The 22,172-nt window shown below is 74.6% G+C and carries 20 protein-coding genes and 2 pseudogenes; 7 read left to right on the top strand and 15 right to left on the bottom strand.

All coding sequences use genetic code 11. The features are described 5' to 3' along the window. Positions 1 to 23: 23 nt before the first annotated feature. Positions 24 to 1,226, bottom strand: coding sequence for a multidrug effflux MFS transporter (locus UW392_RS66670; RefSeq protein ID WP_320785202.1), 1,203 nt, complete (start codon positions 1,224 to 1,226; stop codon positions 24 to 26). Between the two features lie 292 nt (positions 1,227 to 1,518). Between UW392_RS66670 and UW392_RS66665 the strand changes: the two genes are divergently transcribed. Further along, on the top strand, positions 1,519 to 2,013 hold the full coding sequence (locus UW392_RS66665; RefSeq protein ID WP_320785201.1) for a MarR family winged helix-turn-helix transcriptional regulator: 495 nt from the start codon (positions 1,519 to 1,521) through the stop codon (positions 2,011 to 2,013). Positions 2,014 to 2,025: 12 nt separating this feature from the next. Here UW392_RS66665 and UW392_RS66660 read toward each other — a convergent pair whose 3' ends face one another. Beyond that, a complete protein-coding gene (locus UW392_RS66660) occupies positions 2,026 to 2,700 on the bottom strand; it encodes a GNAT family protein (protein WP_320785200.1) in 675 nt (224 codons plus the stop codon). A gap of 294 nt (positions 2,701 to 2,994) precedes the next feature. Further along, positions 2,995 to 3,381 (bottom strand): PPOX class F420-dependent oxidoreductase, encoded by a 387-nt coding sequence (locus UW392_RS66655; RefSeq protein ID WP_320785199.1) that lies wholly within the window; start codon positions 3,379 to 3,381, stop codon positions 2,995 to 2,997. A 200-nt stretch (positions 3,382 to 3,581) separates the two neighbouring features. Here UW392_RS66655 and UW392_RS66650 point away from each other — a divergent pair, with 200 nt between their 5' ends. Beyond that, positions 3,582 to 4,961, top strand: a complete 1,380-nt coding sequence (locus UW392_RS66650) for a S1 family peptidase (RefSeq protein ID WP_320785198.1) — start codon at positions 3,582 to 3,584, stop codon at positions 4,959 to 4,961. A gap of 17 nt (positions 4,962 to 4,978) precedes the next feature. Here the strand turns inward: UW392_RS66650 and UW392_RS66645 are convergent, their stop codons facing one another. Both UW392_RS66645 and UW392_RS66640 read right to left on the bottom strand, forming a co-directional pair. Next, a complete protein-coding gene (locus tag UW392_RS66645; RefSeq protein ID WP_320785197.1) occupies positions 4,979 to 5,173 on the bottom strand; it encodes a hypothetical protein in 195 nt (64 codons plus the stop codon). Positions 5,174 to 5,252: 79 nt separating this feature from the next. After that, positions 5,253 to 5,715: pseudogene (locus UW392_RS66640) on the bottom strand (MarR family transcriptional regulator); the annotation flags it as partial. Here UW392_RS66640 and UW392_RS66635 point away from each other — a divergent pair. Then, a pseudogene (locus UW392_RS66635) lies at positions 5,711 to 6,175 on the top strand (gfo/Idh/MocA family oxidoreductase); the annotation flags it as partial. The pseudogenes UW392_RS66640 and UW392_RS66635 sit on opposite strands and share 5 nt — an antisense overlap. A gap of 21 nt (positions 6,176 to 6,196) precedes the next feature. Here UW392_RS66635 and UW392_RS66630 read toward each other — a convergent pair. The 6 genes from UW392_RS66630 to UW392_RS66605 form a co-directional block, all read right to left on the bottom strand. Further along, positions 6,197 to 6,892 (bottom strand): L,D-transpeptidase family protein, encoded by a 696-nt coding sequence (locus UW392_RS66630; RefSeq protein WP_320785196.1) that lies wholly within the window; start codon positions 6,890 to 6,892, stop codon positions 6,197 to 6,199. Between the two features lie 141 nt (positions 6,893 to 7,033). Then, entirely contained in the window at positions 7,034 to 8,464 is a 1,431-nt protein-coding gene (locus tag UW392_RS66625; protein WP_320785195.1) for an MATE family efflux transporter, read from the bottom strand. Then, complete coding sequence (locus UW392_RS66620; protein ID WP_320785194.1) at positions 8,461 to 9,519, bottom strand: cysteine synthase family protein; 1,059 nt, start codon at positions 9,517 to 9,519, stop codon at positions 8,461 to 8,463. Before UW392_RS66620 ends, UW392_RS66625 begins: the two co-directional genes overlap by 4 nt. A gap of 35 nt (positions 9,520 to 9,554) precedes the next feature. Continuing rightward, positions 9,555 to 10,928 (bottom strand): Y4yA family PLP-dependent enzyme, encoded by a 1,374-nt coding sequence (locus UW392_RS66615; protein WP_320785193.1) that lies wholly within the window; start codon positions 10,926 to 10,928, stop codon positions 9,555 to 9,557. After that, complete coding sequence (locus UW392_RS66610; RefSeq protein WP_320785192.1) at positions 10,919 to 11,953, bottom strand: ornithine cyclodeaminase family protein; 1,035 nt, start codon at positions 11,951 to 11,953, stop codon at positions 10,919 to 10,921. The genes UW392_RS66615 and UW392_RS66610 overlap by 10 nt, the downstream gene beginning before the upstream one ends. Continuing rightward, positions 11,950 to 12,966, bottom strand: a complete 1,017-nt coding sequence (locus UW392_RS66605) for a TauD/TfdA family dioxygenase (RefSeq protein ID WP_320785191.1) — start codon at positions 12,964 to 12,966, stop codon at positions 11,950 to 11,952. The genes UW392_RS66610 and UW392_RS66605 overlap by 4 nt, the downstream gene beginning before the upstream one ends. A 334-nt stretch (positions 12,967 to 13,300) precedes the next feature. Here UW392_RS66605 and UW392_RS66600 point away from each other — a divergent pair, with 334 nt between their 5' ends. From UW392_RS66600 to UW392_RS66585, 4 genes are read left to right on the top strand one after another with little or no spacing between them, the layout of a single operon-like run. Beyond that, positions 13,301 to 14,863: an ABC transporter substrate-binding protein gene (locus UW392_RS66600; RefSeq protein WP_320785190.1), complete on the top strand. Its 1,563-nt coding sequence runs from the start codon at positions 13,301 to 13,303 to the stop codon at positions 14,861 to 14,863. After that, positions 14,848 to 15,888 carry an ABC transporter permease gene (locus UW392_RS66595; protein ID WP_320785189.1) on the top strand — a complete coding sequence of 347 codons (1,041 nt, stop codon included), beginning with the start codon at positions 14,848 to 14,850 and terminating at the stop codon, positions 15,886 to 15,888. Before UW392_RS66600 ends, UW392_RS66595 begins: the two co-directional genes overlap by 16 nt. After that, positions 15,885 to 16,712 (top strand): ABC transporter permease, encoded by an 828-nt coding sequence (locus UW392_RS66590; RefSeq protein WP_320785188.1) that lies wholly within the window; start codon positions 15,885 to 15,887, stop codon positions 16,710 to 16,712. The genes UW392_RS66595 and UW392_RS66590 overlap by 4 nt, the downstream gene beginning before the upstream one ends. Then, on the top strand, positions 16,709 to 18,244 hold the full coding sequence (locus tag UW392_RS66585) for an ABC transporter ATP-binding protein (RefSeq protein WP_320785187.1): 1,536 nt from the start codon (positions 16,709 to 16,711) through the stop codon (positions 18,242 to 18,244). Before UW392_RS66590 ends, UW392_RS66585 begins: the two co-directional genes overlap by 4 nt. An 11-nt stretch (positions 18,245 to 18,255) precedes the next feature. On the opposite strand, the gene UW392_RS66580 is transcribed toward UW392_RS66585, so the two are convergent. The 4 genes from UW392_RS66580 to UW392_RS66565 form a co-directional block, all read right to left on the bottom strand. Beyond that, on the bottom strand, positions 18,256 to 19,011 hold the full coding sequence (locus tag UW392_RS66580; protein WP_320785217.1) for an SDR family NAD(P)-dependent oxidoreductase: 756 nt from the start codon (positions 19,009 to 19,011) through the stop codon (positions 18,256 to 18,258). Positions 19,012 to 19,125: 114 nt separating this feature from the next. After that, positions 19,126 to 20,040 (bottom strand): SDR family oxidoreductase, encoded by a 915-nt coding sequence (locus UW392_RS66575; protein ID WP_320785186.1) that lies wholly within the window; start codon positions 20,038 to 20,040, stop codon positions 19,126 to 19,128. A 115-nt stretch (positions 20,041 to 20,155) separates the two neighbouring features. After that, positions 20,156 to 20,788 carry an MBL fold metallo-hydrolase gene (locus UW392_RS66570; protein ID WP_320785185.1) on the bottom strand — a complete coding sequence of 211 codons (633 nt, stop codon included), beginning with the start codon at positions 20,786 to 20,788 and terminating at the stop codon, positions 20,156 to 20,158. After that, on the bottom strand, positions 20,785 to 21,870 hold the full coding sequence (locus UW392_RS66565) for an S-(hydroxymethyl)mycothiol dehydrogenase (RefSeq protein ID WP_320785184.1): 1,086 nt from the start codon (positions 21,868 to 21,870) through the stop codon (positions 20,785 to 20,787). Before UW392_RS66565 ends, UW392_RS66570 begins: the two co-directional genes overlap by 4 nt. Positions 21,871 to 22,172 lie beyond the last annotated feature (302 nt).

The following is a 22,172-nucleotide window of genomic DNA, read 5'->3' as shown; positions in this document are numbered from 1 at the left end:
GGACCACGCACGGGTGCGGCGCCTCAAGCCGCCCGCGCTCCCGTCACCGCGTTCTCCGGCTCGCCCTGTCCCTGCCACGGCCGGGCGAGGGCGACGAGGACGAGACCGGCCGCGGCCACCGCGATCAGCATGATCAGCGCCATGGGCAGGGAGCTGTCCTCACCGAACAGTCCGACCAGGGGCGAGGCCAGCGCGCCGAAGAGGAACTGCAGGCCGCCGAGGAGCGCGGACGCGGCACCCGGCGTGCTGCGGGCGAGACCCTGGCCGATGCTCATGGAGGCCGGGAAGACCAGCCCGATGCCGGTGAGGGTCACGAACAGCGCGGCCCACGTGCCCGCCAGGGTCTCCCCCACGGTCACGACCAGCAGGACCTGCGCCAGCGCACCGAGCCCCGCCACCGCGACACCCGCCGTGAGCAGCGTGTTGAGCCGGACGCGTCCGGCCAGCCGGGAGAAGACGAACCCGGCGATCAGCATGCCGACGGCGTTGACGGCGAAGATCAGGGAGTACATGCCCGACGACACGCCGTGCAGGTTCTCGAAGACGAAGCTGGAGCCGCCGATGTAGGCGAACAGCGCCGCCGACACGAGCGCGAGGACGAGCACGTACCCCATGAAGGCGCGGCGGGCGAGCAGGGCGCCCATCGCCCGGAAGGTGCTCGCCATCCCGCCGCCGTGGCGCCGCTCGGGCGGCAGTGTCTCCGGCACCTTCCGCAGGACGGCGAGGAGCAGCAGGAGGCCCATGACGGTGAGTACGGCGAACACCGCGCGCCAGGTGGAGACGGCGAGCACCGCCCCGCCGAGCACGGGGGCGGCGATCGGCGCCACGCCCATGATCTGGGAGAGCACCGCGAAGTGACGGGGCAGATCGGCCCCGTGGAAGCGGTCGGTGAGGACGGCCCGGGCGAGCACCATGCCCGCGGCGCCCGCGACGCCCTGGAGGAAGCGCGCGGCGGTCAGCAGGCCGACGTTCGGGGCGACGGCGCAGAGCAGGGAGAACAGCACGAAACCGGCGGTGCCCCCGAGCAGCAGCCGGCGTCGGCCCAGTCCGTCGCTGAGCGGGCCTATCAGCAGCTGCCCGACGACCAGGCCGGCCAGGAACGCGGTCATGGTCAGCTGCACGGCCGAGCTGCTCGCGCCGAGCGTGTCGCCCATGGCGGGGAAGCCGGGGACGTACATGTCGGTCGCGAGCGGGGCGACCGAGGTCAGGGCGGCCAGGACGGCCACCAGGCCCGCGGCGCTCCGCCCGGACGAGGGCGAAGGCGCGGACGCGGACGCGGGCGCGGAGGAAGGGGAAGGCGCGGAGGAAGGGGAGGGCGCGGAGGAAGGGGAGGGCGCGGAGGGCACGCGTACCGCGGGGGCGGGTGAGGGGGACGGGGATACCATGGAACAACGGTAAGCCATTAGTTCACCGGTTAACAAAAGGTTCACGTACGCCCGCCCTCCGCCACCCCTCACCCTCACCCTCACCCGCCCCCTCACCCCTCACCCAGCAGCCCCAGCCGAGAAGGCGAGCCGCATGTCCGCCTCCCCCTCCGACATCCGCGCCCAGTGGGCCGAGAACCATCCCGGCCTGGACACCTCCCCCATGGAGCTGGTCGCCCTCCTCAAGCGCGCCACCGGTCTCCTCGACCGTGCCGTCGAGCCCCTGTACGAGGGCGCCGTCCTCACCGCGCCGGAGGTCGACATGCTGGTCCCCCTCCGCCACGCCGGCGAGCCGGTCATCGCCCGGGGCCTCGCCGAGCGCCTCGGACTGTCCCGCGCCGGCGTCAGCAAGACCCTCGGGAAACTGGAGCGGCGCGGCTTCGTCGCCCGCACCCCCAACCCCGCCGACCGCCGGGCCGCCCTGGTCACGATCACCCCGGCCGGTGCCCGGGCCGTCGACGACCTCTTCCCCCGTCAGCTCGCCGCGGAGGTCGAGCTGTTCGCCGAGCTCGGGGAGGACAGGGAACGGGTCGTCAGGGCCCTGGGCCGGCTGGTGGAGACGATGGAGGGGCGGACCGGCCCCGCCTGAGGGGCCGGTTCCTCACCCGCGGTCGCCGCCGGTGTGCGCCGGGGGTCCGGCCGGCGGGCTGCCGAGGAGCGGCAGGCAGTCCTCGAGTCCGCCGACGACCGGCGCCTGAGTACGGTGCTGGGCGCGCCAGCGTTCGGCGGTCAGGCGCAGCATCCGCACGTTCCCCGGCTCCAGGGAGGCCACCGTCGCGCCGCACGGCTCGTAACCGAGCTTGCCGGTGACGGCCAGGGCGGCGTGGTTGTCGGCGGCCGTGTCGAGGAACGCCCGGTGGGCGCCCAGGCCCTCGAACGCCAGGTGCAGCGCGGCGGCGTGGGCCCGGGTGCCGATGCCCTGGCCGCGCCGGGCGGGGAGGATCCACAGGCCGTGCTCCACGGTCCCGCGGCGCGGGAAGCCGCGCGCGCGGGTGTTCTGCAGGCCCGCCGGCGCGCCGTCGACGAAGACCGCGAGGGTCAGGGACCAGCGCTGTGGCTGGAGGAGGGCCCATTCGCCCCACAGGTACTGCAGGGTCCGCCTCCCCCGCCGGACGGCGTCGTCGGCCGGGCCCGCGAGGAAGGGCACCGAGGGATCGTGGGGTTCGCGCGCGGCCTCCTCGGCGAGCCCGTGGCACTCGGCCAGGGTGGGGCTGCGCAGGAGCAGCGGCCCGGCGGAGACGGTGAGCCCGGCGAGGGGCCAGTGCTGGTGGCTCATGTGGTGCTCCCACGGAAGGCGGGTGGCGGCAGGGCGCCGGTGGTGACCGGGGACGCGATCCCCTTCCCGAGCAGGTGTCCCTCCGTCACCTCCCCCCTCCCGTCGCACGGAAAGGCCCGGCCCGCCGAAACCAGCAGATACGGTACGGCGAGAGCTCCGGCCGGCCACGGGCGCCGTGCGCGCGGGCGCACGGCGAGGTGAGCGCCGGCCGGACGGCCCCGGGGCGCGCACCGGGCGCGCGAACCGGCCCCGGTTCACGCGCCCGGCCGAGACATGACACAGGCCCTCAGGCCCTCAGTCCGTGAGCGTGATGCGCACCCCGGTCGTCCCCGTCCTGCCGCGGCGCAGGCGGCTGCCGAGGAGGGTCAGGCGGCCGGGGATGCCGTACTTGCGGGCGATGAGCCGGCGGTAGTGCTCGGTGGTGTCCGGGTCGGTCACCTCGGCCCGGGCCGGGACCTGCCGCCCGGTCGGCCTGCCGCGCACGTCGCAGGGGCCCACGAGCACGTCGGCACGGTTGCGGATGCGCTTGACCTTGTAGCTGTCGACGGCGGTCCACACGCCGAGCTCCGCGCCGTCCCGCACCACCCACACCGGTGTCGCGACCGGTGTGCCGTTCCTCCGGTAACTGGTGACCAGCAGGTACTTGCCGGCGGCCAGTGTGTTCAACGAGACCTCGTCCATGCGGGGATTCTAGGCGGGCGGCGCGCACGGGCCGACGGCGCCCGCGCGCCCGGCCGTGCGGTTGTGAAGCGCCAGCTCGACGTCGACGCCGACTGGTGAACGGGCGGACGCGGCCGCACGTATGAGGGGAGGGCACTCGTCCGGGAGGGCCCCGGCGGTGTTCGCACGCCGTGTCGCGTACGGGGTTCGGGAGCCAGGGGATGAGGCACGCACGACGACTGGTCGTCCGGCGGGTGACGCGGCTGGCGGCCGTCGGCGGACTGCTCTGCGGAGGGCTCATGGTCACGCAGGCCGTGGCGACCGAACCGGCCGCCACCGCACCGCCCCCTGCGAGCACGGCACGGACCGTCGCCGGCCCCGCGCCGGACCTGGTGGCGCGGCTCGGCGACGACCGCACGGCCGGCTCCTGGATCGACTCCGCGGGCCGCCCGGTCGTCGCGGTCACCGACGACGAGGCGGCGGCCGAGGTGGAGGCGGCGGGCGCGCGCGCCGAGCAGGTCCGGTACAGCATGGCCGACCTCGACTCGGCGACCGAGCGGCTGCGTTCGGCGCCGCGGGTGACGGGCACGTCGTGGGCGGTCGCCCCGGCCTCCAACGAGGTGGTGGTGCGCGCCGACAGCACGGTCTCCGCCGCCGACTGGTCGCGGCTGACGCGGACGGCCGAACAGATCGGCGCCTCGGTGCGGATGGAGCGTACGGAGGGCACGTTCACCACCCGCCTCGACGGCGGCCGGCCCGTCTTCTCGGCGAGCGGGCGCTGCTCCGTGGGTTTCGACGTGACGGACGGGCAGGGCGACTTCATGCTCACGGCCGGGCACTGCGGGCCCGTCGGCTCCGTCTGGTTCACGGACACCGGGGGTGCCGGGCAGATCGGCCGGACGATCACGTCGGAGTTCCCGGGCGCCGACTTCTCCCTCGTGCAGTACGCCGAGGGGCAGCAGGACACGGCCTCGGACGTGGTGGCCGTGGGCGAGGGCCGCGGGGTGCGCATCACCTCGGCGGCCGATCCGGCCGTCGGCCAGCGGGTGTTCCGCAGCGGCAGCACGACCGGGCTGCGCGAGGGCGAGGTGACCGGTCTCGACGCGACGGTCAACTACCCCGAGGGCACGGTCACCGGGCTGATCGAGACGACGGTGTGCGCCGAACCGGGCGACAGCGGCGGCCCGTTGTTCTCCGAGGGGGTCGCACTGGGCGTCACCTCGGGCGGCAACGGCGACTGCGCCTCCGGCGGCACGACGTTCTTCCAGCCCGTCACGGAGGCGCTGGACGCCCTGGGCGTCCGGCTGGCCGGCCTGCCGGACGACGCGGGCGCGGACCCCTCCGAGGGGGGCACCGCACCGTCGGACACCGCCTCCCAGCAGGCCGTACCGCCCGGGGACGCCCGGCCGGGCGCGGTGGAACGGATGAACGCCCCCGGCACGGTGACCACCCTGCTGGAACGCCTCACGGACCCGCGGCACGTGGGCCCGGGCCTCCTGGTGGTGGCGGGTAGCCTGGTGGCACTGGCGGCGACCCGCCACATCCGCACGGAACAGGACCGGCACCGTTACCGGCAGCAGTACTCCCGCAACTGGGGCTGAGGCCGCCGCTCGGCCGGCTAGGGCGCTTCCCCGGAATCGGAATCGGGATCGGGCGACGCCGCCGCCCACTCCAGGACGAGCCGTTGGTACTCGCGTCGCTGCTCACTGTTCAGGGTTCCGCCGCTGCGGAACCAGAGGGCCCGGATCTCTTCGTTGACCTGGGCCGCCGTTCGGTCCGTCCTTCCCGGGACGCCTTTGACAGTGGTGGACATGTCGTGAAGCCTACGGCGCCGACCGTGAAGGCGATGTGAGTAAATGTGCCGCTTCCGACATTACGGACCGTGAAGCTGATCACGCTGTGTGTTCCGTCACTACGGATGCGTGTCCCCCCGTGACGGCTCCCAGGACGAGCACCTGGATCGCCGGCACGGCGGCCCCCCCTGGCCCAGTCGTGGAAGTCGGAGACCTTGGTCTCCAGCGGCACCGGTCCGGCGAGCGGATGGCGGTGGGCGCGCAGGGTCTCGTGCACCAGGCCGCCGGCCACGTCCAGCAGTCCGACGCCCTCGTCGGCGAGCGGGATCCTCTGCGGCATGGCCAAGTTGGCGATCTGCACGAGCAGGGTGCCGAGGGCGCGGGCGGCCTCGTCGACGACGCGGGCGTGCAGGCGGTCCCCGGCGGCGGCGCGGGCGAGAATCTCCTCGTACGTCGGGTCGTCACCGGTGGCGGCGCGGATCTCGTGGCGGATGCTGGGGACGGTGAGCAGCGAGACGGCGCTGCCGCGCTCCCCGTCCGGGGTGAGCGGCCCGCCCGGGTCGCCCTCGCACATCCGGGAGTCGCGGTTCCGGTTCTTCGGGACCGAGGCCGGCATGGAGCAGCTCGCCACGGTGGCCCTGTGGCAGGACGAGAAGGGGGTCACGGACATCACGGAGCTGCTGGAACCCCGGCCCACCATGGCGCCCGACGACCCGCGGCTGGCGCACGTCGCGCCCGAGCTGCGGGCCGCCTTCACCTCCGGTTCGGCACCGGTGCACGACCGGTCGCGGCTGCCCCGCGCCTTCGACCACCTCCCCAACGGTCACGAGGGCAGCCACCACTTCCTGGTGGACGACTTCGTGACGGCGGTCGAGGGACGGACGCGGCCGGCCGTCGACGCGTGGCTGGCCGCCCGCTACACCCTGCCGGGCATCGTCGCGCACGAGTCCGCGCTGCGCGGCGGGGAGCGGCTGGAGATCCCGGACTTCGGGGACGGGCCCGGGGTGTGGGGCCCCCGGTGACCGTCACGCCCCCGGCGACCGTCAGGTGCCCGGCTTCCGGCCGTACACGTACACGTCATCGCCGTTCTTCAGCAGCGACCAGTACTTCTTGGCGTCGGTCTTCGTCATGTTGACGCAGCCGCGGGAGCCGGGCGGGTTCCACATGCTGACGTTCGCCGAGTGGAACGCCTGGCCGCCGTCGAAGAACTGGCTGTAGGGCATCGGCACGTCGTAGATGGTCGAGTGGTGGGCGATGTTGCGCCAGTAGATCTTCTTGAGCCCGGTACGGGTCTCGTAGCCGTCGCGGCCGGTGCGCACCGGTACCGGCCCGTACACGAGCTTCTTCCCGTCCTGGATCCAGCTCAGCTGCAGGGTCAGGTCGACGCAGGCGATGCGGCCCTTGTTGACGGGGCACTTGCCGGCCTTGTTCGGGTTCTTGCCCACCGCCTTCTGCTTGTTCATCAGGTTCATCACGCCCCAGGTGACCGGGCCCGCGTACCCGGCGTTGGGCGTGATGCCGTGCTTGGTCTGGAAGGCCTTCACCGCCTTGCAGTCGGCGGTGGACTGCTTGCCGTCGACGGGCCGGCCGAGGAACTTCTCGACCTGCTTCTGATGCGTCCCGGTCGTCGCCGTGCAGCTTGCCGCGTGCGCGGGCGCGGCGCCCAGTGCGAGCGTGAGCGGTGCCACCAGTGCGGTGATCCCGAGTGTGACGGCGCCCCGTCTGTGTATGTCCCCCATGGCGGGCCCTTCCCTGTGTCGGTACGGGTTTCCACCTGAGGGGACAGGGTTCGCAGAGCGGGGGTTGTGGAATCGGGGTGGTTGAGACGAAACGGTTACTCGAACAGGGGGACGAGTGACGCGAGGGGGTGGTGTGACGGGTCAGCCGGTTATGGGAAGCGGTGCGGCGGCCGCGCGGAGGGCCAGACCGCGGCCGTACCGGCGCAGGAGCAGCAGCGCGGTGACGGTGAGTCCGGTGAGCAGGCCGAGCCAGACGCCGGTGGTGCCGAGGCGCGCGGGCCGGGCGAGCAGCCAGGCGGCGGGGAGCCCGACGAGCCAGTAGCCGACCAGCGTGACGTGGAAGCCGCCCCGGGTGTCGTCCAGGCCGCGCAGCAGGCCGACGCCGATGTTCTGCGCGCAGTCGACGATTTGCAGGACGGCCGCCACCAGGAGCAGCTCGGTGGCGAGGGCGCCGGCCGTGCTGCCGGCCGGGCCGAGGAAGGGGCGCAGCACGAGGCCGGGCGCCAGGACGTACACGGTGCCGACGGCCGTCGTCACGGCGGCCGCGCACACCAGCGCGGTGGTGCGGACGCGGCGGGCGGCGTCCACGGCGCCGAGGGCCAGGGCGCGGCTGACGTGGAGGGAGGCCGCGTGGGAGAGGCCGACGGCGATCTGGAAGACCACGTACACGCACTGGTTGACGGCGGTGTGCGCCGCGAGGGCCGCCTCGCCGAAGGTGCCGGCGATCAGCGCGACCACGAGGAAGAACCCGGCCTCGGAGCCGTACGTCGCGGCGATGGGCGTGCCGAGCGCGGTGAGGCGGCGCAGGGGGGCGGCGCGGGTGCGCCACACCCGGGGCACGCCGCCGTCCAGCAGCGCGGCGAGCTCCGGGTCGCGCCGGGTGGCGGCGTACAGGGCCAGGAAGGACAGCAGGTGCACCAGCGAGGTGGCCACGCCGATGCCGGGCAGGCCCAGTTCGGGGAGGTACCAGGTGCCGTGCACGAGGCCCCAGTCGAGGGCCGCGTTGACGGCGACGGAGGCGAGGGTGATGCGCAGCAGCGCGCGCGGGCGGCGCATGCCGACGGTGAACTGGCGCACGGCCTGGAACCACAGGCAGGGCACGAGGCCGGGGGCCAGCGCGAGGAGGACGGGCCGGGCCGCCGCCACCACGCCCGCGTCCTGGCCGAGCAGGCCGACCACGTGGCCGAGGAGCACCATGAGGACGGCGCCCGCCGCCCCGGCCAGGGTCGCGAGGACGAGGGCGGCCCGCAGGAGGTCGCGCACCTCCTCGCCGGCCTCCCGCCGGACCGCCTCCGTGGCGGCGGACTCGGCGCGCGCGGCCGCGGCGGCCACCTGGTTGCCCACGGCGGTGACCAGGCCCACGCCCATGGTGCGCAGCTGGTTGAAGATCACCAGGGCGAGGCCGCCGGCCGCGAGGGCCTCGGCGCCCATGAGGCCCATCACCACCGTGTCCGTGGTGGTGAGGGCGACCTGGGCGAGCTGGGTCAGGGCCAGCGGCACGGCCAGCGTGGCGAGGGAGCGGCCGTCGTGGAGCAGGGTGCGCCACGCGGCCGTGCGGGGTGGGCGGGTCATGTGGGGGTCTCGGTCTCCCGGCGGAGGGCGGTCAGCAGTTCGGCCACCTCGTGTTCGGCCGCGGGGTCGACGAGGCCGCGCGCACGCATCCAGTCGTCGTCGAAGACGGTGTCCATGTACTTCTCCCCGCCGTCGTTGAGCAGCGCGACCATAGTCGTTCCGGGCCCGGTCCGCGGGGAGGCCATCCGGTGCAGCGCCTCGTGCACCACCCCGCCCGCGGAGCCGCCGATCAGCAGTCCGGTACGGCGGGCGACCACCCGGGCGGCGGCGAACGCCTCCACGTCGCCCACCTTCACGCCCTCGTCGATCAGGCCGAAGTCGACGAGGGCGCCGACCGGGGCGCCCTCGGGGGTGCCGGTGCCGGACTGGTGGTAGTCGTGCGCGGGGCCGCCGAAGGCGATCGAGCCCTTGGGCTCCACGCCGACGATCCGCACCCCGGGCACGGTGCGGCGGAGCGCGCCCCCGGTGCCGCACAGGCCGCCGCCGGTGCCGACGGCCCCGAGGAGGACGTCGATGCGGCCGTCGAGCGCCGCGTCCAGTTCGCGGGCGACGGGGTGGTAACCGGCCGCGTTGGCCGGGTTGTTGTGCTGCTCGGTGAAGACGGCGCCGTCGTCCGCACGGGCCAGCCGCTCGGCGAGTTCCTCGCGGGCCGCCGTGGCGAGGGCCCCGTCGTTCCCGTCGCCCTCCTCCGCGACGTACACCAGCTCGGCGCCGAGGGCCCGCATGCCGCGCAGCTTGTCGGCGCAGGCGTGGTGGTCGACGACGGCGGTGAAGGCGTAGCCGCGTTCGGCGGCGATGACGGCGAGGCCGAGGCCGGTGTTGCCGGAGGTCGACTCGACGATCCGGCCGCCCGGGCGCAGCAGCCCGCTCTCCTCGGCGGCGAGGACCATCCGGCGGGCCATGCGGATCTTCGCGCTGCCGGTGGGGTTGAACTGCTCCAGTTTCAACAGCAGCCGGCTGCCGTCGCCGGTGCGGCAGAGTTCGAACAGGGGGGTGTGGCCGATGAGGTCGGAGACGCGGCTGACGACGGCCGGACGCGTGAACGCCTCGCGCATGAAGGACTCCAAGGTCGACGCGGGAGTGTGGTCGGTCAGCAGGGCGTACGGCGGTCCAGCCGCCAGCGGACACGTCCGTGCGCGTCCTCGAGCACGGCCTTCGGCGGCAGCGGCAGGTCGTGGAAGGGCGACTCGTTGGAGTCCATCTGGTATCCGGCGGTGTTGGGGTAGACCAGCAGGTCGCCGGGGCGCGGCCGGTGCGGGAGGACGATCCGGCGCCAGGTGAGCAGGTCCGGCTCCAGACAGGTGGCGCCGCCGACACAGGCGCGGAAGGGCTCTTCCCCGCCCGTGTCCCCGGGCGGCTCCCGCAGCAGCACGGGATCGGGGAGGTACTCGCTCCCGAACCACTGCTCCGACAGGCTCAGGCTGGTCCCGTTCACCGTGAGGATGCCGTACCCGTCGCGCTCCTTGACGCCCTGCACCCGGAAGACCGTGCACCCGGCCCGGTCCAGCAGCGCGCGGCCCGGCTCCAGCAGCAGCCGTACCCCGGCCCCGCGCAGCCGGGCGGCGAGGGTGGCGCCGCCGCCCGCCGGGCGCGCGGCGAGGACGGCGCGCAGCATGTCGGCCCCGGCGAGGGGCGAGTGGTACGGGTAGAAGTCGGCGGTGGTGAAGGACCTGCCCGCGTGGTAGTCGGTGGGGCGCTGGGCGCGGGTGAACCGTTCCCAGTCGGCCGCGTCCACGTAGTCGACGGCGAAGCCGCCGCCGATGCTGATCCGGTCCGCCGGGTGGCCCGACGCCCGGGCCCTGCGGCACCACTCGATCAGTTCGTGCGCCAGTGCGGCGCGCGGTCCGGCCTCGTACCCGGCCAGGTGGAACGAGAACCCCTCCAGCCGTACGGTGTCCCGCGCGTCCCGGCAGCGCCGCAGCGCGGTGCCGAGCTCCGCGTCGTCCAGGCCGAACCGGCTGTCCGGCTGTCCGGGCGGGAGGCGGCGCAGCAGGACGCGCACGGGACGCGTCCCCCCGGCCACGGTGATCACCCGTTCGAGCTCGTCGGGGGCGTCGACGGTGACGAGGCACCCCTGGAGCACGGCCACGCGCAGCAGTTCACCGTCCTTGGCGGGTCCGGTGACGACGACGTCCTCGCCGCGCACCCCGTGGGCGAGCGTCTCGCGCAGCTCTCCGGCGCTCGCCACGTCGACGCCGATGCCGTGCGCCGCGCACCGCTCGATCCAGACGGCGGCCTTGTTGGCCTTCTTCGCGTAGTGCACCTGTCCGGTCACGCCCGCCTCGTCCAGGGCCGCCTCGAACGCGGCCGTGTTGCGGTCGAAGCGGTGCGGGAGCAGCAGGTGGTACGGCCCGCCGAAGGCATACGCCAGTTCGTGCGGCAGGGGGCCGCGCAGCACGTCCTCCAGCCACGGATCGGGGTGGGCCGGGAGCACCGGCCCACCCGTGGGGCCGTTCACCGCCACAGCGGCACCCGCGTCCCCAGCCCCTGAGCGAGGGCGAGTTGGGCGAGGCGGTGGCCGAGGGCGATGTCGGTGACGACGAGGCCGCTGTTGTACGCGAAGATCCGCTGCCCGGCGCCGGTCCGGCCGGCCGCCCGGCCGGCCAGCACCTCGGGGAACTCGGCGTCGGCGGCCCGCAGCCGGCCGCCGGCGTCGGCCATGTCCGTCCCCGTGACCCGCATCTGGGCGGCGCTGGTGGCGACGACGCGGTCGGCGCGGTGCAGGGTGGAGGGGGCGAGGCCGTGGCCGACGAGCACCGTCAGGGCGCCGGGTCTCAGCCGGTCCGCGGCAACGGCGGCCGGTGTGTGCGGCCCGGCGGTGGCGACGACGAGGTCGGCGTCCGAGGCCGCCGCGTCCAGGCCCGTGAGGTCCTCGACGACCTCCGCGTCACGGCCGGGGAAGTACGTCCGCAGTTGTTCGCGCACGGCCCGCACCCCGTCCGGACGGGTGCCGTACAGCATCAGCCGGTCCAGCCGCGGGAGCGCCGTGAGCAGGAAGGGCAGGGCGAGCCGCCCCTGGGTGCCGGTGCCGATGACAAGGGCCGTACGGGCCTCGGGAGCGGCCAGTTCGCGGGCCAGGAGGGCGGAGGCCGCCGGGGTGCGCAGGGCGCCGATCCGGCCGCAGTCCATCATCGCGACGGGCAGCCCCGTGACGTCGTCGTAGAGGGTCAGGGTCGTGTAGTAGTGCTGCCGGTCACGGTCCTCGCCGAGGCCGTGCTTGTACGAGGTCTTCACGCCGACCACGTCGCGGGCGCCGTCGCGGGCGAGCATGGCGTAGGCGACGGAGTGGCCGTCACCGGCTCTGACGGTGAGCTTGCGGGGGTTGTCGGAGCGGCCGTCGGCGAGGGTGCGGTAGGCCTGTTCGACGACGTCGATCACGTCGGCCGGGGAGATGTCGAGGTCCGCGAGGTCGCCGGTGGCGAGGACGCGCAGACTCCTGTCGTCGGACGCGCGCGGGTCGGATGCGCCGTTCGTGCCGTGTGCCGTCATGCGAAAGCCTCCGTCGTCCGTTGCCCGTAACCGTGTTCGTGCCGTTCGGCGGCGGGACGCGTGCGGCACCCCGGTACGCGGACGGACGTTCTCTTCAGCCAGCGGTCGGTGCCGTCGTAGCGGGCGCGGAAGGGGACGCGGCCGTGGACGACGAGGTCGTTGTCGACGACGAGGACGTCGCCCGGTGCGAGGGTCACCGCCACGGAGACCCGGGTCAGTTCGTCCGTCAGGCGGCGGTAGGCGGCCCGGTGCGCGGCGCCGGCCCGGTCCAGCGGGGTGTACGCCGGGTCGAAGCGCAGCCGCGGGCCGTCCGGCGACCGCCACAGGGTGGCGACGGCCGGGGGCCGGCCCACGTGGTTCCGGGCCTGCGTGTAGGCGGCGTCCGGGAGGATCGGGAGCACGGGGCGCGACAGCAGGTCCACGTCGGCGTCGGAGAGCCGGGCGCGGCGGACGCTGGCCGCGGTGGTCGCCACCCGGTCGTGGTTGCGCAGACAGCCGAGGACCAGCAGGTGGGCGCGGCCGGGGTGGAAGGCGTCCTCGGTGTGCGGGCTGAGCAGGGTGGCGCTGCTGGCACCGGTCTGGGCCCGCTCGTGGCCGGGCGAGGGGACGATGTTGTGGACGAAGCGTCCGTCCTGCTGGCCTTCCCAGGCCAGCGGCGTGCCCATCAGGGCGGACAGCAGCAGGAGAACGATGTCGTGGAGCGCGCCGGCCCCACCGGCGGCCGACCAGTGGCCGGGGGTGGGGCCGAGGGCGGCGTCGTCGACGGGCAGCCCCTTGAGGACGAAGAGTCCGTCCGGGGTGTCGACGGGGCGGCAGGCGTGGCGGACGCGGTCGCCGAGCGCGGGGGCGGCGCGGCGCACGGCGGACAGCAGCTCCCGGTGGGCGGCCGCGTCGGTGAGGTCGGCACGGCCGGTGAGGTCGGTGTGGTCGGTGAGGAGCGTGCGGGCGGTGGTCGTGAGCTCCCTCGTCGTGCGCTGATCGAGCGTACGCGCGGGGGCGGCTCCCAGTTCCATGGGCGCAACCATTTCGTGTCGGGAGGAGGCATGGTCCTGCCGTCGTCCGGGCAGGGCGGTGCGACCCCTTGCCCGCCGAACGGGCATCGGCGCAGGCCACGGAGAGGGGGGTCATCCGGAACCATAGGGTCCCCGCAGGGTGCAGGCAAGGCATACCTAAGTAAGGGTTAGGTAAGGACCAATTCGTCGCAGATCACTCGCTTGCACACAAGTGCCAATCAGGGTAGGCAAACCTAAGAATGCGCACTGTCCGTACGACGTTCGTGCGCCGTCCGCGCACTGTCCGCGCACTGTCCGCACCCTGCCTGTGCACCGCCTGCGAAACGAGGACGATGTGAACCTGTCGAGGCGTCAACTGTTGTGGATCGGCGGCGGACTGGGCGCGACAGCACTGCTCACGGCGTGCGGCGGCGACGGTGCGGAGAAGGCGGGGCGGGCCGGCTCCCCCGCGCCGGACGACGGCGCACCCCGCTCCGGCGGCACCCTGCGGGTGGGCGCGCTGGGCCGGGCGGGCGCCCTCACCCGCGACCCGCACGGCACCCAGGCCAACGAGAGCGACTACCTCATCATCAGCCTGCTGTACGACACGCTGACCGTGCCCGGCGCGAAGACGAACACCGCGCCCCGGCTGGCCAGGAAGTGGCGGGCCTCGGACGACCTGCGGACCTGGCGCCTCACCCTCGCCGAGGGCGCCACGTTCCACGACGGCTCGCCCGTCACCGCCGACGACGTGGTCTTCTCGCTGCGCCGGCTGCGTGCCACCCCGTCCGGCGCGTCCCGGCTGCCCGGCGTCCGGGCGCGCGACATCACCGCGGACGGCCCCGGCACGGTCGTCCTCGTCTGCGACCACCCCAACGCCGAACTGCCGACGCTGCTCCGGCTCACCACCTTCGTCGTCCCCGAGGGGTCCAGCGACAAGGCGATCGCCGAGGCGCCCGGCACCGGCCCGTTCCGCCTCGACTGGTTCCGCGGCGGCAACGCCCGGCTGGTGCGCAACGAGGACTGGTACGGCGGCACGGTGCACCTGGACGCGATCGAGGTGCGGATCTTCGAGAGCCCGCAGGCGATGGCGAGCGCCCTGCTCTCCGGCCAGTTGGACCTCGCCTCGAACGTCGGCGCGGTGGCCGCCCGTACCGCGCGGTCGCGGGGGCGGATACGGGTCGTGCGCCGCCCCGACGACATGGCGATGCCGATCGTGATGCGCACCGCCGACGGGCCGTTCGCCGACCGCAGGGTCCGCGAGGCGCTGCGGCTGGCCGTCGACCGCGAGGCCATGGTGCGGCAGGTGCTGTCCGGCTACGGCACCGTCGCCAACGACATCCTGGGCACCGGCGACCCGGCGTACGCCCGGGACGTCCCGCAGCGCAGGCGCGACCTGGGAGGAGCCCGGAAGCTGCTCGAGCAGGCGCGCTTCGACACCTCCAGGACGTACGAACTCCGCACCACCGAGGACATCGCCGGGCTCGCCGAGTCCGCGACGCTCTTCGCCACCCAGGTCCGTGAGGCGGGAGTCCGCATCAAGGTGGTCGAGCAGGAGTCGGCGGCCTTCTGGGACCGGACCTGGCTCGAGGCCGACCTGTACACCACGTACTGGGGCACCAACGACTCCGTGGTCTTCCTCGCCGGCAAGACCATGGTCTCCGGCAGCGCCACCAACGAGGCGGGCTGGCACGACGCCGCCTTCGACGCGGCGTACGAGAAGGCCGTCGGCACCGCGGACGCGGCGGAGCGCCACAGACTGCTGCACGAGGTGCAGCGCATCGAGCACGACCGCTCCGGCTACCTGTTGTGGGGCATGGCCGACGGCATCGACCTGGCCGGACCGACGGTGCGCGGCCTGCCCGAACTGCCCGGATACGGACGGGTCCAGCTGGAACGGGCATGGCTGACCCGCTGACTCCCGGACCGCCGGCCTCCGAGAAGGTCGGATCCGCCACCCCCTCTCCCCCGCCCGCCCGCACCCGGCCACCGTGGCGTACGGCCCGGTCCGTGGCGGCGCGGGCCGGCGCCCTGCTGCTGAAGCGGGCCGTGCTCCTGGCGGCGCTGCTCGCGCTGGTCTTCGTCACCGTCGAACTGCTGCCCGGGGACGCCGCCGCCACCACCGCCGAGCGCGGCGAGGGTCCCGCCGGTCTGGCCCGGCGGCGCGCCCTGCTGGGCCTGGACCGGCCGCTCGTCGAGCGGTTCGCGGACTGGATGACCGGGCTGCCCACCGGGGACCTCGGCACCTCCGCCCGGGGTGAGCCGGTCACCGGTCTGCTCGCCGGCGCCTTCCCCAGCACCCTGCTCCTCGGTGGCCTCGCGCTGCTGCTGACCGCCCTGCTGTCGCTGGCCCTGGGCTGCTGGGCCGCGCTGCGCCCGGGCCGCGCCCTGGACCGTACGGTGTCCGGGGCGGCGACCGCCGTCCTGGCGCTGCCCGAGTTCGTGGTGGCCGTGGCGCTGGTCCTGGTGCTGTCGCTGTGGACCGGCCTGCTGCCCGCCACCACCGTGACCGGCGCCGACGGCTCCCCCACGTCCTGGCGGATGCTGGTGCTGCCCGTACTGGCGCTGACGGTCCCGCAGACCGGCTGGAACATCCGGATCGTGCGCGCCGCCCTCGCCGACGAGGCGCGGGCCCCGCACGTGGAGACCGCGGTCCTCGACGGTCTGTCCCCGCACCGGGTCCTGCTCCGGCACGTGCTGCCGGGCGCGCTGCCCGCGATCGCGACGGGCCTCGCCACCTCGGCCGGCATGCTGCTGGGCGGTGCCGTCGTCGTGGAGACCGTCTTCAACCACCCCGGCATCGGGGCGGTGCTGGCCTCGGCGGCCGGTGACCGCGACGGCCCCGTGGTCGCCGGGGTCACCGCCCTGGCGGGCACGGTGATCACCGCCGTCCTGCTGCTGGCCGACCTCACGGGGGACCTCATGGCCGGGGACCGCCGGTGACCGCGTACCCGCGTCCGCGCCGGACGGCCACCGCGGTGCGCGTGCTGCCCGCGCTGCTGCTGGTCTGCCTCGCCCTCACGGGCCCCTGGGCGGCCCCGCACGCCCTGGACACCCCGGTGACCGGACCGTACGCGCGCCCCGGCGCGGACGCGCTCCTCGGCGGGGACCAGCTCGGCCGGGACGTGCTCGGCAGAGTGCTCGCGGGGGGCCGTGAACTGGTCGTGTCCTCCCTGGTGGTGGCCCTGCTGGTGACCGGTGTCGCGGCGGTGCTCGGCGCGGTGGGCGCGCTGCGGCCGCCGGTCGGGCGGCTGGTGGAACGCACGGCGGACCTGCTGATGCTGCTGCCCGCCGTGCTCGGCCTGCTGCTGGTCGCCCTCTCCTGGCCGGGCGGCGGACGGCTCGCCGTGGTCGCCGCGGCCGTGGGGCTCGGCGTGCCCTACGCGGTACGGCTCGCCGCCGCCGCGGCCGCGCCGGTCGCCGCCACGGGATACGTCGAGGCCGCCGCGGCCGGCGGGGAACGGCTGTGGCACCTGGTCGTCCGGGACGTGCTGCCCCATCTGCGCGCCACGCTGCTCGCCCTGTTCGGACTGCGGTTCGTGGCCGCCGTCTACGTCGTCGCCACCGCCGGTTTCCTCCAGGTCGGACCCCAGCCGCCCGCCGCCGACTGGGCGTTGATGATCCGGGAGAACGGCCCGGGCCTGCTTCTCAACCCGTGGGCCGTCCTGGCCCCCGGCGCCGCCGTCGGGCTGCTCGCGATGAGCGTCAACCTCGCGGCCGCCGCCCTCGCACCGGGGACCGGCCGGAAAGCGGTGACCGCGCGGTGAGTCACCGGCCCGGCCGGGACCGGCACTGGACGACGGGGCTGCCGGACGCGCCCGCCGCCGAGGTCACCGGCCTCACCGTCACCGCCGCCGACGGACGGCACCTGGTCCGGGGCGCGTGGCTGGAACTGCGTCCGGGCCGGCTCGTCGCCCTCACCGGACCGTCCGGCTCCGGCAAGACGACCCTGCTGCGCGCCCTCACCGGACTGCTGCCGCCCGGCACCACGCGCACCGCGGGCCACGTCGAGGTGCTCGGCCACGACGTGCTCGCCCTGCCCGAACGCGAACTGCGCGCCCTGCGCCGCGACCGGCTCGCCCACGTCGGCCAGGATCCCGCATCCGGTCTCAATCCCCGGATGCGGGTGCGCTCACTGGTCCGCGAACTCGCCCCCGACCGCGGCACCGGCCGCGGCGCCGATCCGGTGGCGGACCTCCTCGCACAGGTCCGGCTCGGGGACGAGGACCGGCTCTCCGCGCGGCGGCCCGGCGCGCTCTCCGGCGGGCAGCAGCGGCGGGTCGCGCTGGCCCGCGCCCTCGCCCGCCGCCCCGCCGTGCTCCTCCTGGACGAGCCCACCGCCGGACTGCATCCCGGGCTGCGGGACGAGATCGGCGATCTGCTGCGGCACCTGGCGCGCGAGCACCGCCTCGCGGTCGCGTTCTCCTGCCACGACGCCGCGCTGGTCGCCCGGATCGCGGACGAGGTGGTGGAGCTGGGGGCCGCCCCGCGGCGGTTCGCGGCGGCACGGCCCGCCGCCCCCGTCCGGGAGGCACCCACCGGGCCGCCCCTGTTGGACGTACGGGACGTCTCCGTGACGTTCCGGCGCGGCACGGTGCCCGTGCTGCACGGCGTCGGCCTCACCGTCCCCCCCGGCGCGGCGGTGGGCGTCGTCGGCGCGTCCGGGTGCGGCAAGACGACCCTCGTCCGGGCTGTCGTCGGGCTCCAGCCGGTCACCACGGGCACGGTCCTCCTCGACGGGGTCCCGCTGCGTGCCGGGCCGCGCGGCCGGGACCGCGAGCAGCGGCGCCGCGTCCAGTTCGTCACCCAGAACCCGCTCGGCGCCCTCAACCCCAGCCGCACGGTGGGTGACACGGTCGGCCGGCCGCTGCGGCTGCACCGCCGCCGCCCCCCGGACCGGGTCGCCGCTCGGGTGACGGAACTCCTGGACCAGGTGGGGCTGGGCCCCGAGTACGCCGGCCGCTACCCCCACGAACTCTCCGGCGGCCAGCGTCAGCGCGTCTCCATAGCGCGGGCGCTCGCCGCCGAACCCGACGTACTGATCTGCGACGAGGTCACCTCCGCGCTCGACGGCGGCACCGCGGAGGCGATCATGGACCTGCTCGGCGGCCTCCGCACCCGGCACGCTCTGGCCCTGGTCCTGATCAGTCACGACCTGCCGCTCGTCGCCGACCGCACGGACACGGTCACCGTCCTGGACGCGGGCCGCGTGGTCGAGTCGGGCCGTACGGCACAGGTGTTCGCTGCCCCGGCGCACCCCGCGACGGCGGCGCTGCTGGCCCGGACGGCCACCGGGTGACAGGACAGCCGCTACTCCCCCTCCCACCCCGCCTGCCGGAACGCGGTGTTCACCGACAGCAGGCCGCCGTCCACGGTGAGCGTCGTCCCGGTGATCCAGGCGGCGTCCCGCGAGGCGAGGAACGCGACCGCCGCCGCGATGTCCTCCGGCTCGCCGACGCGGCCGAGCGGATAGACGCCGGCGAGCGCGTCGAGCTGGGCGTCGCGGCCCGCCCACGCGGCGGTGCGCACGGTGCCGGGCGCGACCAGGTTCACCCGCACCCCGCGCGGCGCCGCGTGCCCGGCGAGGGTGCGGGTGAGGGACATCAGGCCCGCCTTGGCGGCGCTGTAGGCGTGGTTGCCGAAGTCCTGGATGCCGTTGACGGAGCCGATGCTGACGATCGCGCCCCGGCCCGAGGCCACCAGGTGGGGCAGTGCCGCGCGGCAGCAGCGGTACGCGCCGGTCAGGGTGAGGTCGAGGTCGCGGGCCCACACCTCGTCCGGCTCGTCCTCGAAGAGCGGCGCGTCGGGCGTGGCGCCGTAGGCGTTGTTGACCAGCACGTCGAGCGCGCCGAGGGTCTCCACGGCGTACGCGACGGCCGCCTCCACCGACTCCCGGTCGCCGACGTCACACCCGTACGCCTGTGCCACGAGGCCCTCCTCGCGCAGCCCGGCCGCCGTCTTCTCCGCCGCGCCCGGGTCCACGTCGGTGACGAGCACCCGGGCCCCCTCCCCGGCCAGCCGCCGCGCGGTGGCGGCGCCGATGCCGCGGGCCGCGCCCGTCACCATCACCCCGTACCCGTCGAAACGTTCCACCGGACCCCCTCGTCCGCCGCCCTGACCGGTCCGCCGGGGAGCGTACGGCAGGGGGCCGATCACCGGTACCGGATCGGCGGTACCGGGTCAGCGGTAGCCCTCCGCGTCCGCCGGCCCGCCCGCGTCCTGCACCTCGACGATGTACCGCCAGGCGTCCGGGCGGCTGCCGTCGAGGTCGGTGAAGCCGTACTCCCGGGCCAGTCCGCCGCTGGAGAGGGAGGCGCCGTTGAAGCGGGCCACGCCGGGGTCGGCGGCGAGGGCGGCCACGGCGCGGCCGACGTAGCGCGGGGTCTCGGAGATGCAGAAGTGCGGGACCTTCGTGAGCGCGTCGCGCCAGGTGTCCTCGGTGACACCGAACTCGTCGAGCATGATCTCCGAGCGCATCCAGCCCGGGGTCAGGGCCACGGCGGTCGCGTCGCGCGGGCCCAGTTCGTGGCCGAGGGCGAACGCCATGCGCAGCACGGACGACTTGGCGAGGTCGTAGAAGAAGGAGACACGGTAGTTCGCCCGGTTGTAGTCGGCGGTGCCGTCGGTCATCTCCACGACCAGGCCGCCCGGGTTGCGCAGCAGCAGGGGCAGCGCGTGGTGGCTGGTGATCGCATGCGTCTCCACGGCCAGCCGGAGCAGGCGCAGCCCCTTGTCGAGGTCGTGCTCCCAGACGGGGGCCTCCCAGTCGAAGAGGAGTTCGCCGCCCCAGATGTCGTTGACCAGGACGTCCAGCCGGCCCTGCTCGTCCGCGATCCGGTTCACCAGCGCGCGCACCTGGTCCGGGTCGAGGTGGTCGGCGGGGACGGCGATGCCGTGGCCGCCCGCCGCGGTGACCAGGTCGGCGGTGTCCTCGATCGTCTCGGGCCGGCCGTACTCCGAGCGCCGCTCCCGCGTGCTGCGGCCGGTGACGTACACCGTGGCGCCGGCCGCGCCCAGTTCCACGGCGATGCCGCGTCCCGCCCCGCGCGTGGCCCCGGCGACCAGCGCGACCTTTCCGTCCAACGGTCCTGACATGTTCCCGCACCTCTCCTGAAGGAGACGCCGGCCGTGTGCCGGCGTCCCTCCCCAGGAGGGTGCCGTGGAAGCAGGACACCTTCTGTCGTGTTTTCCGGGACCTTCGGCGGGGCGCTCAGTGCCCGCGGGCGATCCACTCCTCGAGGTGGGGTGCCTCGGCGCCGATCGTGCTGGAGTCGCCGTGTCCCGTGCGGACGACCGTGTCGGACGGCAGCGTGAGCAGCCGGTCCCGGATCGAGTCGATGATCGTCGGGAAGTGCGAGAACGAGCGTCCGGTGGCGCCCGGACCGCCCTGGAACAGGGTGTCGCCGGTGAAGACGGTGCCCAGTCCGGGCGCGTACAGGCAGACCGCGCCCGGGGCGTGGCCCGGGGTGTGCAGCACCGTCAGGTCGGTGCCGGCCGCCTCGATGACCTGACCGTCGGCCAGCCAGTGGTCGGGGTCGCGGTCGGGGTGGGTCTGCCGCCACAGCGGCGCGTCGTCCGGGTGCAGCCAGATCTGCGCACCGGTGCGCTCGGCGAGGGCGGGGGCCGCGTCGATGTGGTCGTTGTGGGCGTGGGTGCACACGATGGCCAGCAGCCGCCGGTCGCCCACGGCCGCGGCGATCGCGTCGGCGTCGTGGGCGGCGTCGATGACGACGGCCTCCTCGTCGTCGCCGACGATCCACACGTTGTTGTCGACGTCCCAGGTGCCGCCGTCGAGGCTGAACTGCCCGGAGGTGACGAGGTGGTCGACGCGCGCGGCGTTCACAGGACCACCACCGAACGCAGCACGTCACCGTGGTGCATCCGCTCGAACGCCTGCTCCACCTGGTCCAGCTGGATGGTCTCGGTGACGAACGCGTCCAGGTCCAGGCGGCCCTGGCGGTAGAGGTCGATCAGCATCGGGAAGTCCCGGCTCGGCAGGCAGTCGCCGTACCAGGAGGACTTCAGGGCCCCGCCGCGTCCGAAGACCTCCGCGAGCGGCAGTTCGATCTTCATCTCCGGGGTGGGCACGCCGACCAGGACGACGGTGCCCGCGAGGTCGCGGGCGTAGAAGGCCTGCTCGTACGTCTCCGGGCGGCCGACCGCCTCGATGACGACGTCCGCGCCGAAGCCGCCGGTGAGCGCGCGGATCGCCTCGACCGGGTCCTGGTCCTTGGAGTTGACGAGGTGCGTGGCACCCATCTCCTTGGCCTTGGCGAGCTTCCGGTCGTCGATGTCCACGGCGATGATCGTGCCGGCGCCGGCCAGCAGGGACCCGGCGACGGCCGCGTCACCGACGCCGCCGCAGCCGATGACGGCGACGCTGTCGCCGCGGGTCACGCCGCCCGTGTTGATGGCGGCGCCGATGCCGGCCATGACGCCGCAGCCGAGCAGTCCGGCCGCGGCCGGGCTGGCCTCCGGGTCGACCTTGGTGCACTGGCCGGCCGCGACGAGGGTCTTCTCCGCGAAGGCGCCGATGCCGAGGGCGGGGGTGAGCTCGGTGCCGTCGGTGAGGGTCATCTTCTGCTTCGCGTTGTGCGTGGCGAAGCAGTACCAGGGCCGGCCGCGCCGACACGCACGGCACTCGCCGCACACGGCACGCCAGTTGAGGACGACGAAGTCGCCGGGGGCGACCTCGGTGACGCCCTCGCCGACCGACTCCACGACGCCCGCCGCCTCGTGGCCCAGCAGGAAGGGGTAGTCGTCGGTGATGCCGCCCTGCTTGTAGTGCAGGTCGGTGTGGCACACCCCGCACGTCTGCACCTTCACCACGGCCTCGCCCGGCCCGGGATCGGGGATGACGATCGTCTCGATCCGTACCGGTTCGTTCTTGCCCGGGGCGATCACGCCGCGTACCTGCTGCGCCATGGTGAACCCTTCCGTCTGTGGGGATATCCGCTGTACAGACCCTACGCGTCACTGATCGGGAACGGATCGGTGGCACCGGTAAGGGCACCACGATCGGCCGTCCGCGACAGCCGGCAGGGGCGCGCGCTTTCCCCGGGCACGCCGGTGCCCCCGGGGAGAGGGACACTGTTGGGAAACGAGCCGTGATCTTGCGTCCCACCGCCGTCAGGCGGTGGGACGCAGTGCTTCAAAGCGTGAGGTGCGGGTTCCGGCTCGAGGGTTGCCGGTGTTCCAGGCGTCGAGTCGGGTGAGGTTCATCGCAG

It is taken from the genome of Streptomyces sp. CRN 30 (assembly GCF_034105845.1).
Note: the sequence above shows the minus strand (reverse complement) of the source record. Positions and strands in the feature narration are given on the sequence as shown.

Coding starts and splice junctions, on each gene's coding strand:
- UW392_RS66665 (WP_320785201.1), top strand. CDS start 1,519: ATGTCCGCCTCCCCCTCCGACATCCGCGCCCAGTGGGCCGAGAACCAT.
- UW392_RS66660 (WP_320785200.1), bottom strand. CDS start 2,700: ATGAGCCACCAGCACTGGCCCCTCGCCGGGCTCACCGTCTCCGCCGGG.
- UW392_RS66655 (WP_320785199.1), bottom strand. CDS start 3,381: ATGGACGAGGTCTCGTTGAACACACTGGCCGCCGGCAAGTACCTGCTG.
- UW392_RS66650 (WP_320785198.1), top strand. CDS start 3,582: ATGAGGCACGCACGACGACTGGTCGTCCGGCGGGTGACGCGGCTGGCG.
- UW392_RS66645 (WP_320785197.1), bottom strand. CDS start 5,173: ATGTCCACCACTGTCAAAGGCGTCCCGGGAAGGACGGACCGAACGGCG.
- UW392_RS66630 (WP_320785196.1), bottom strand. CDS start 6,892: ATGGGGGACATACACAGACGGGGCGCCGTCACACTCGGGATCACCGCA.
- UW392_RS66625 (WP_320785195.1), bottom strand. CDS start 8,464: ATGACCCGCCCACCCCGCACGGCCGCGTGGCGCACCCTGCTCCACGAC.
- UW392_RS66620 (WP_320785194.1), bottom strand. CDS start 9,519: ATGCGCGAGGCGTTCACGCGTCCGGCCGTCGTCAGCCGCGTCTCCGAC.
- UW392_RS66610 (WP_320785192.1), bottom strand. CDS start 11,953: ATGACGGCACACGGCACGAACGGCGCATCCGACCCGCGCGCGTCCGAC.
- UW392_RS66605 (WP_320785191.1), bottom strand. CDS start 12,966: ATGGAACTGGGAGCCGCCCCCGCGCGTACGCTCGATCAGCGCACGACG.
- UW392_RS66595 (WP_320785189.1), top strand. CDS start 14,848: ATGGCTGACCCGCTGACTCCCGGACCGCCGGCCTCCGAGAAGGTCGGA.
- UW392_RS66580 (WP_320785217.1), bottom strand. CDS start 19,011: ATGGTGACGGGCGCGGCCCGCGGCATCGGCGCCGCCACCGCGCGGCGG.
- UW392_RS66575 (WP_320785186.1), bottom strand. CDS start 20,040: ATGTCAGGACCGTTGGACGGAAAGGTCGCGCTGGTCGCCGGGGCCACG.
- UW392_RS66565 (WP_320785184.1), bottom strand. CDS start 21,870: ATGGCGCAGCAGGTACGCGGCGTGATCGCCCCGGGCAAGAACGAACCG.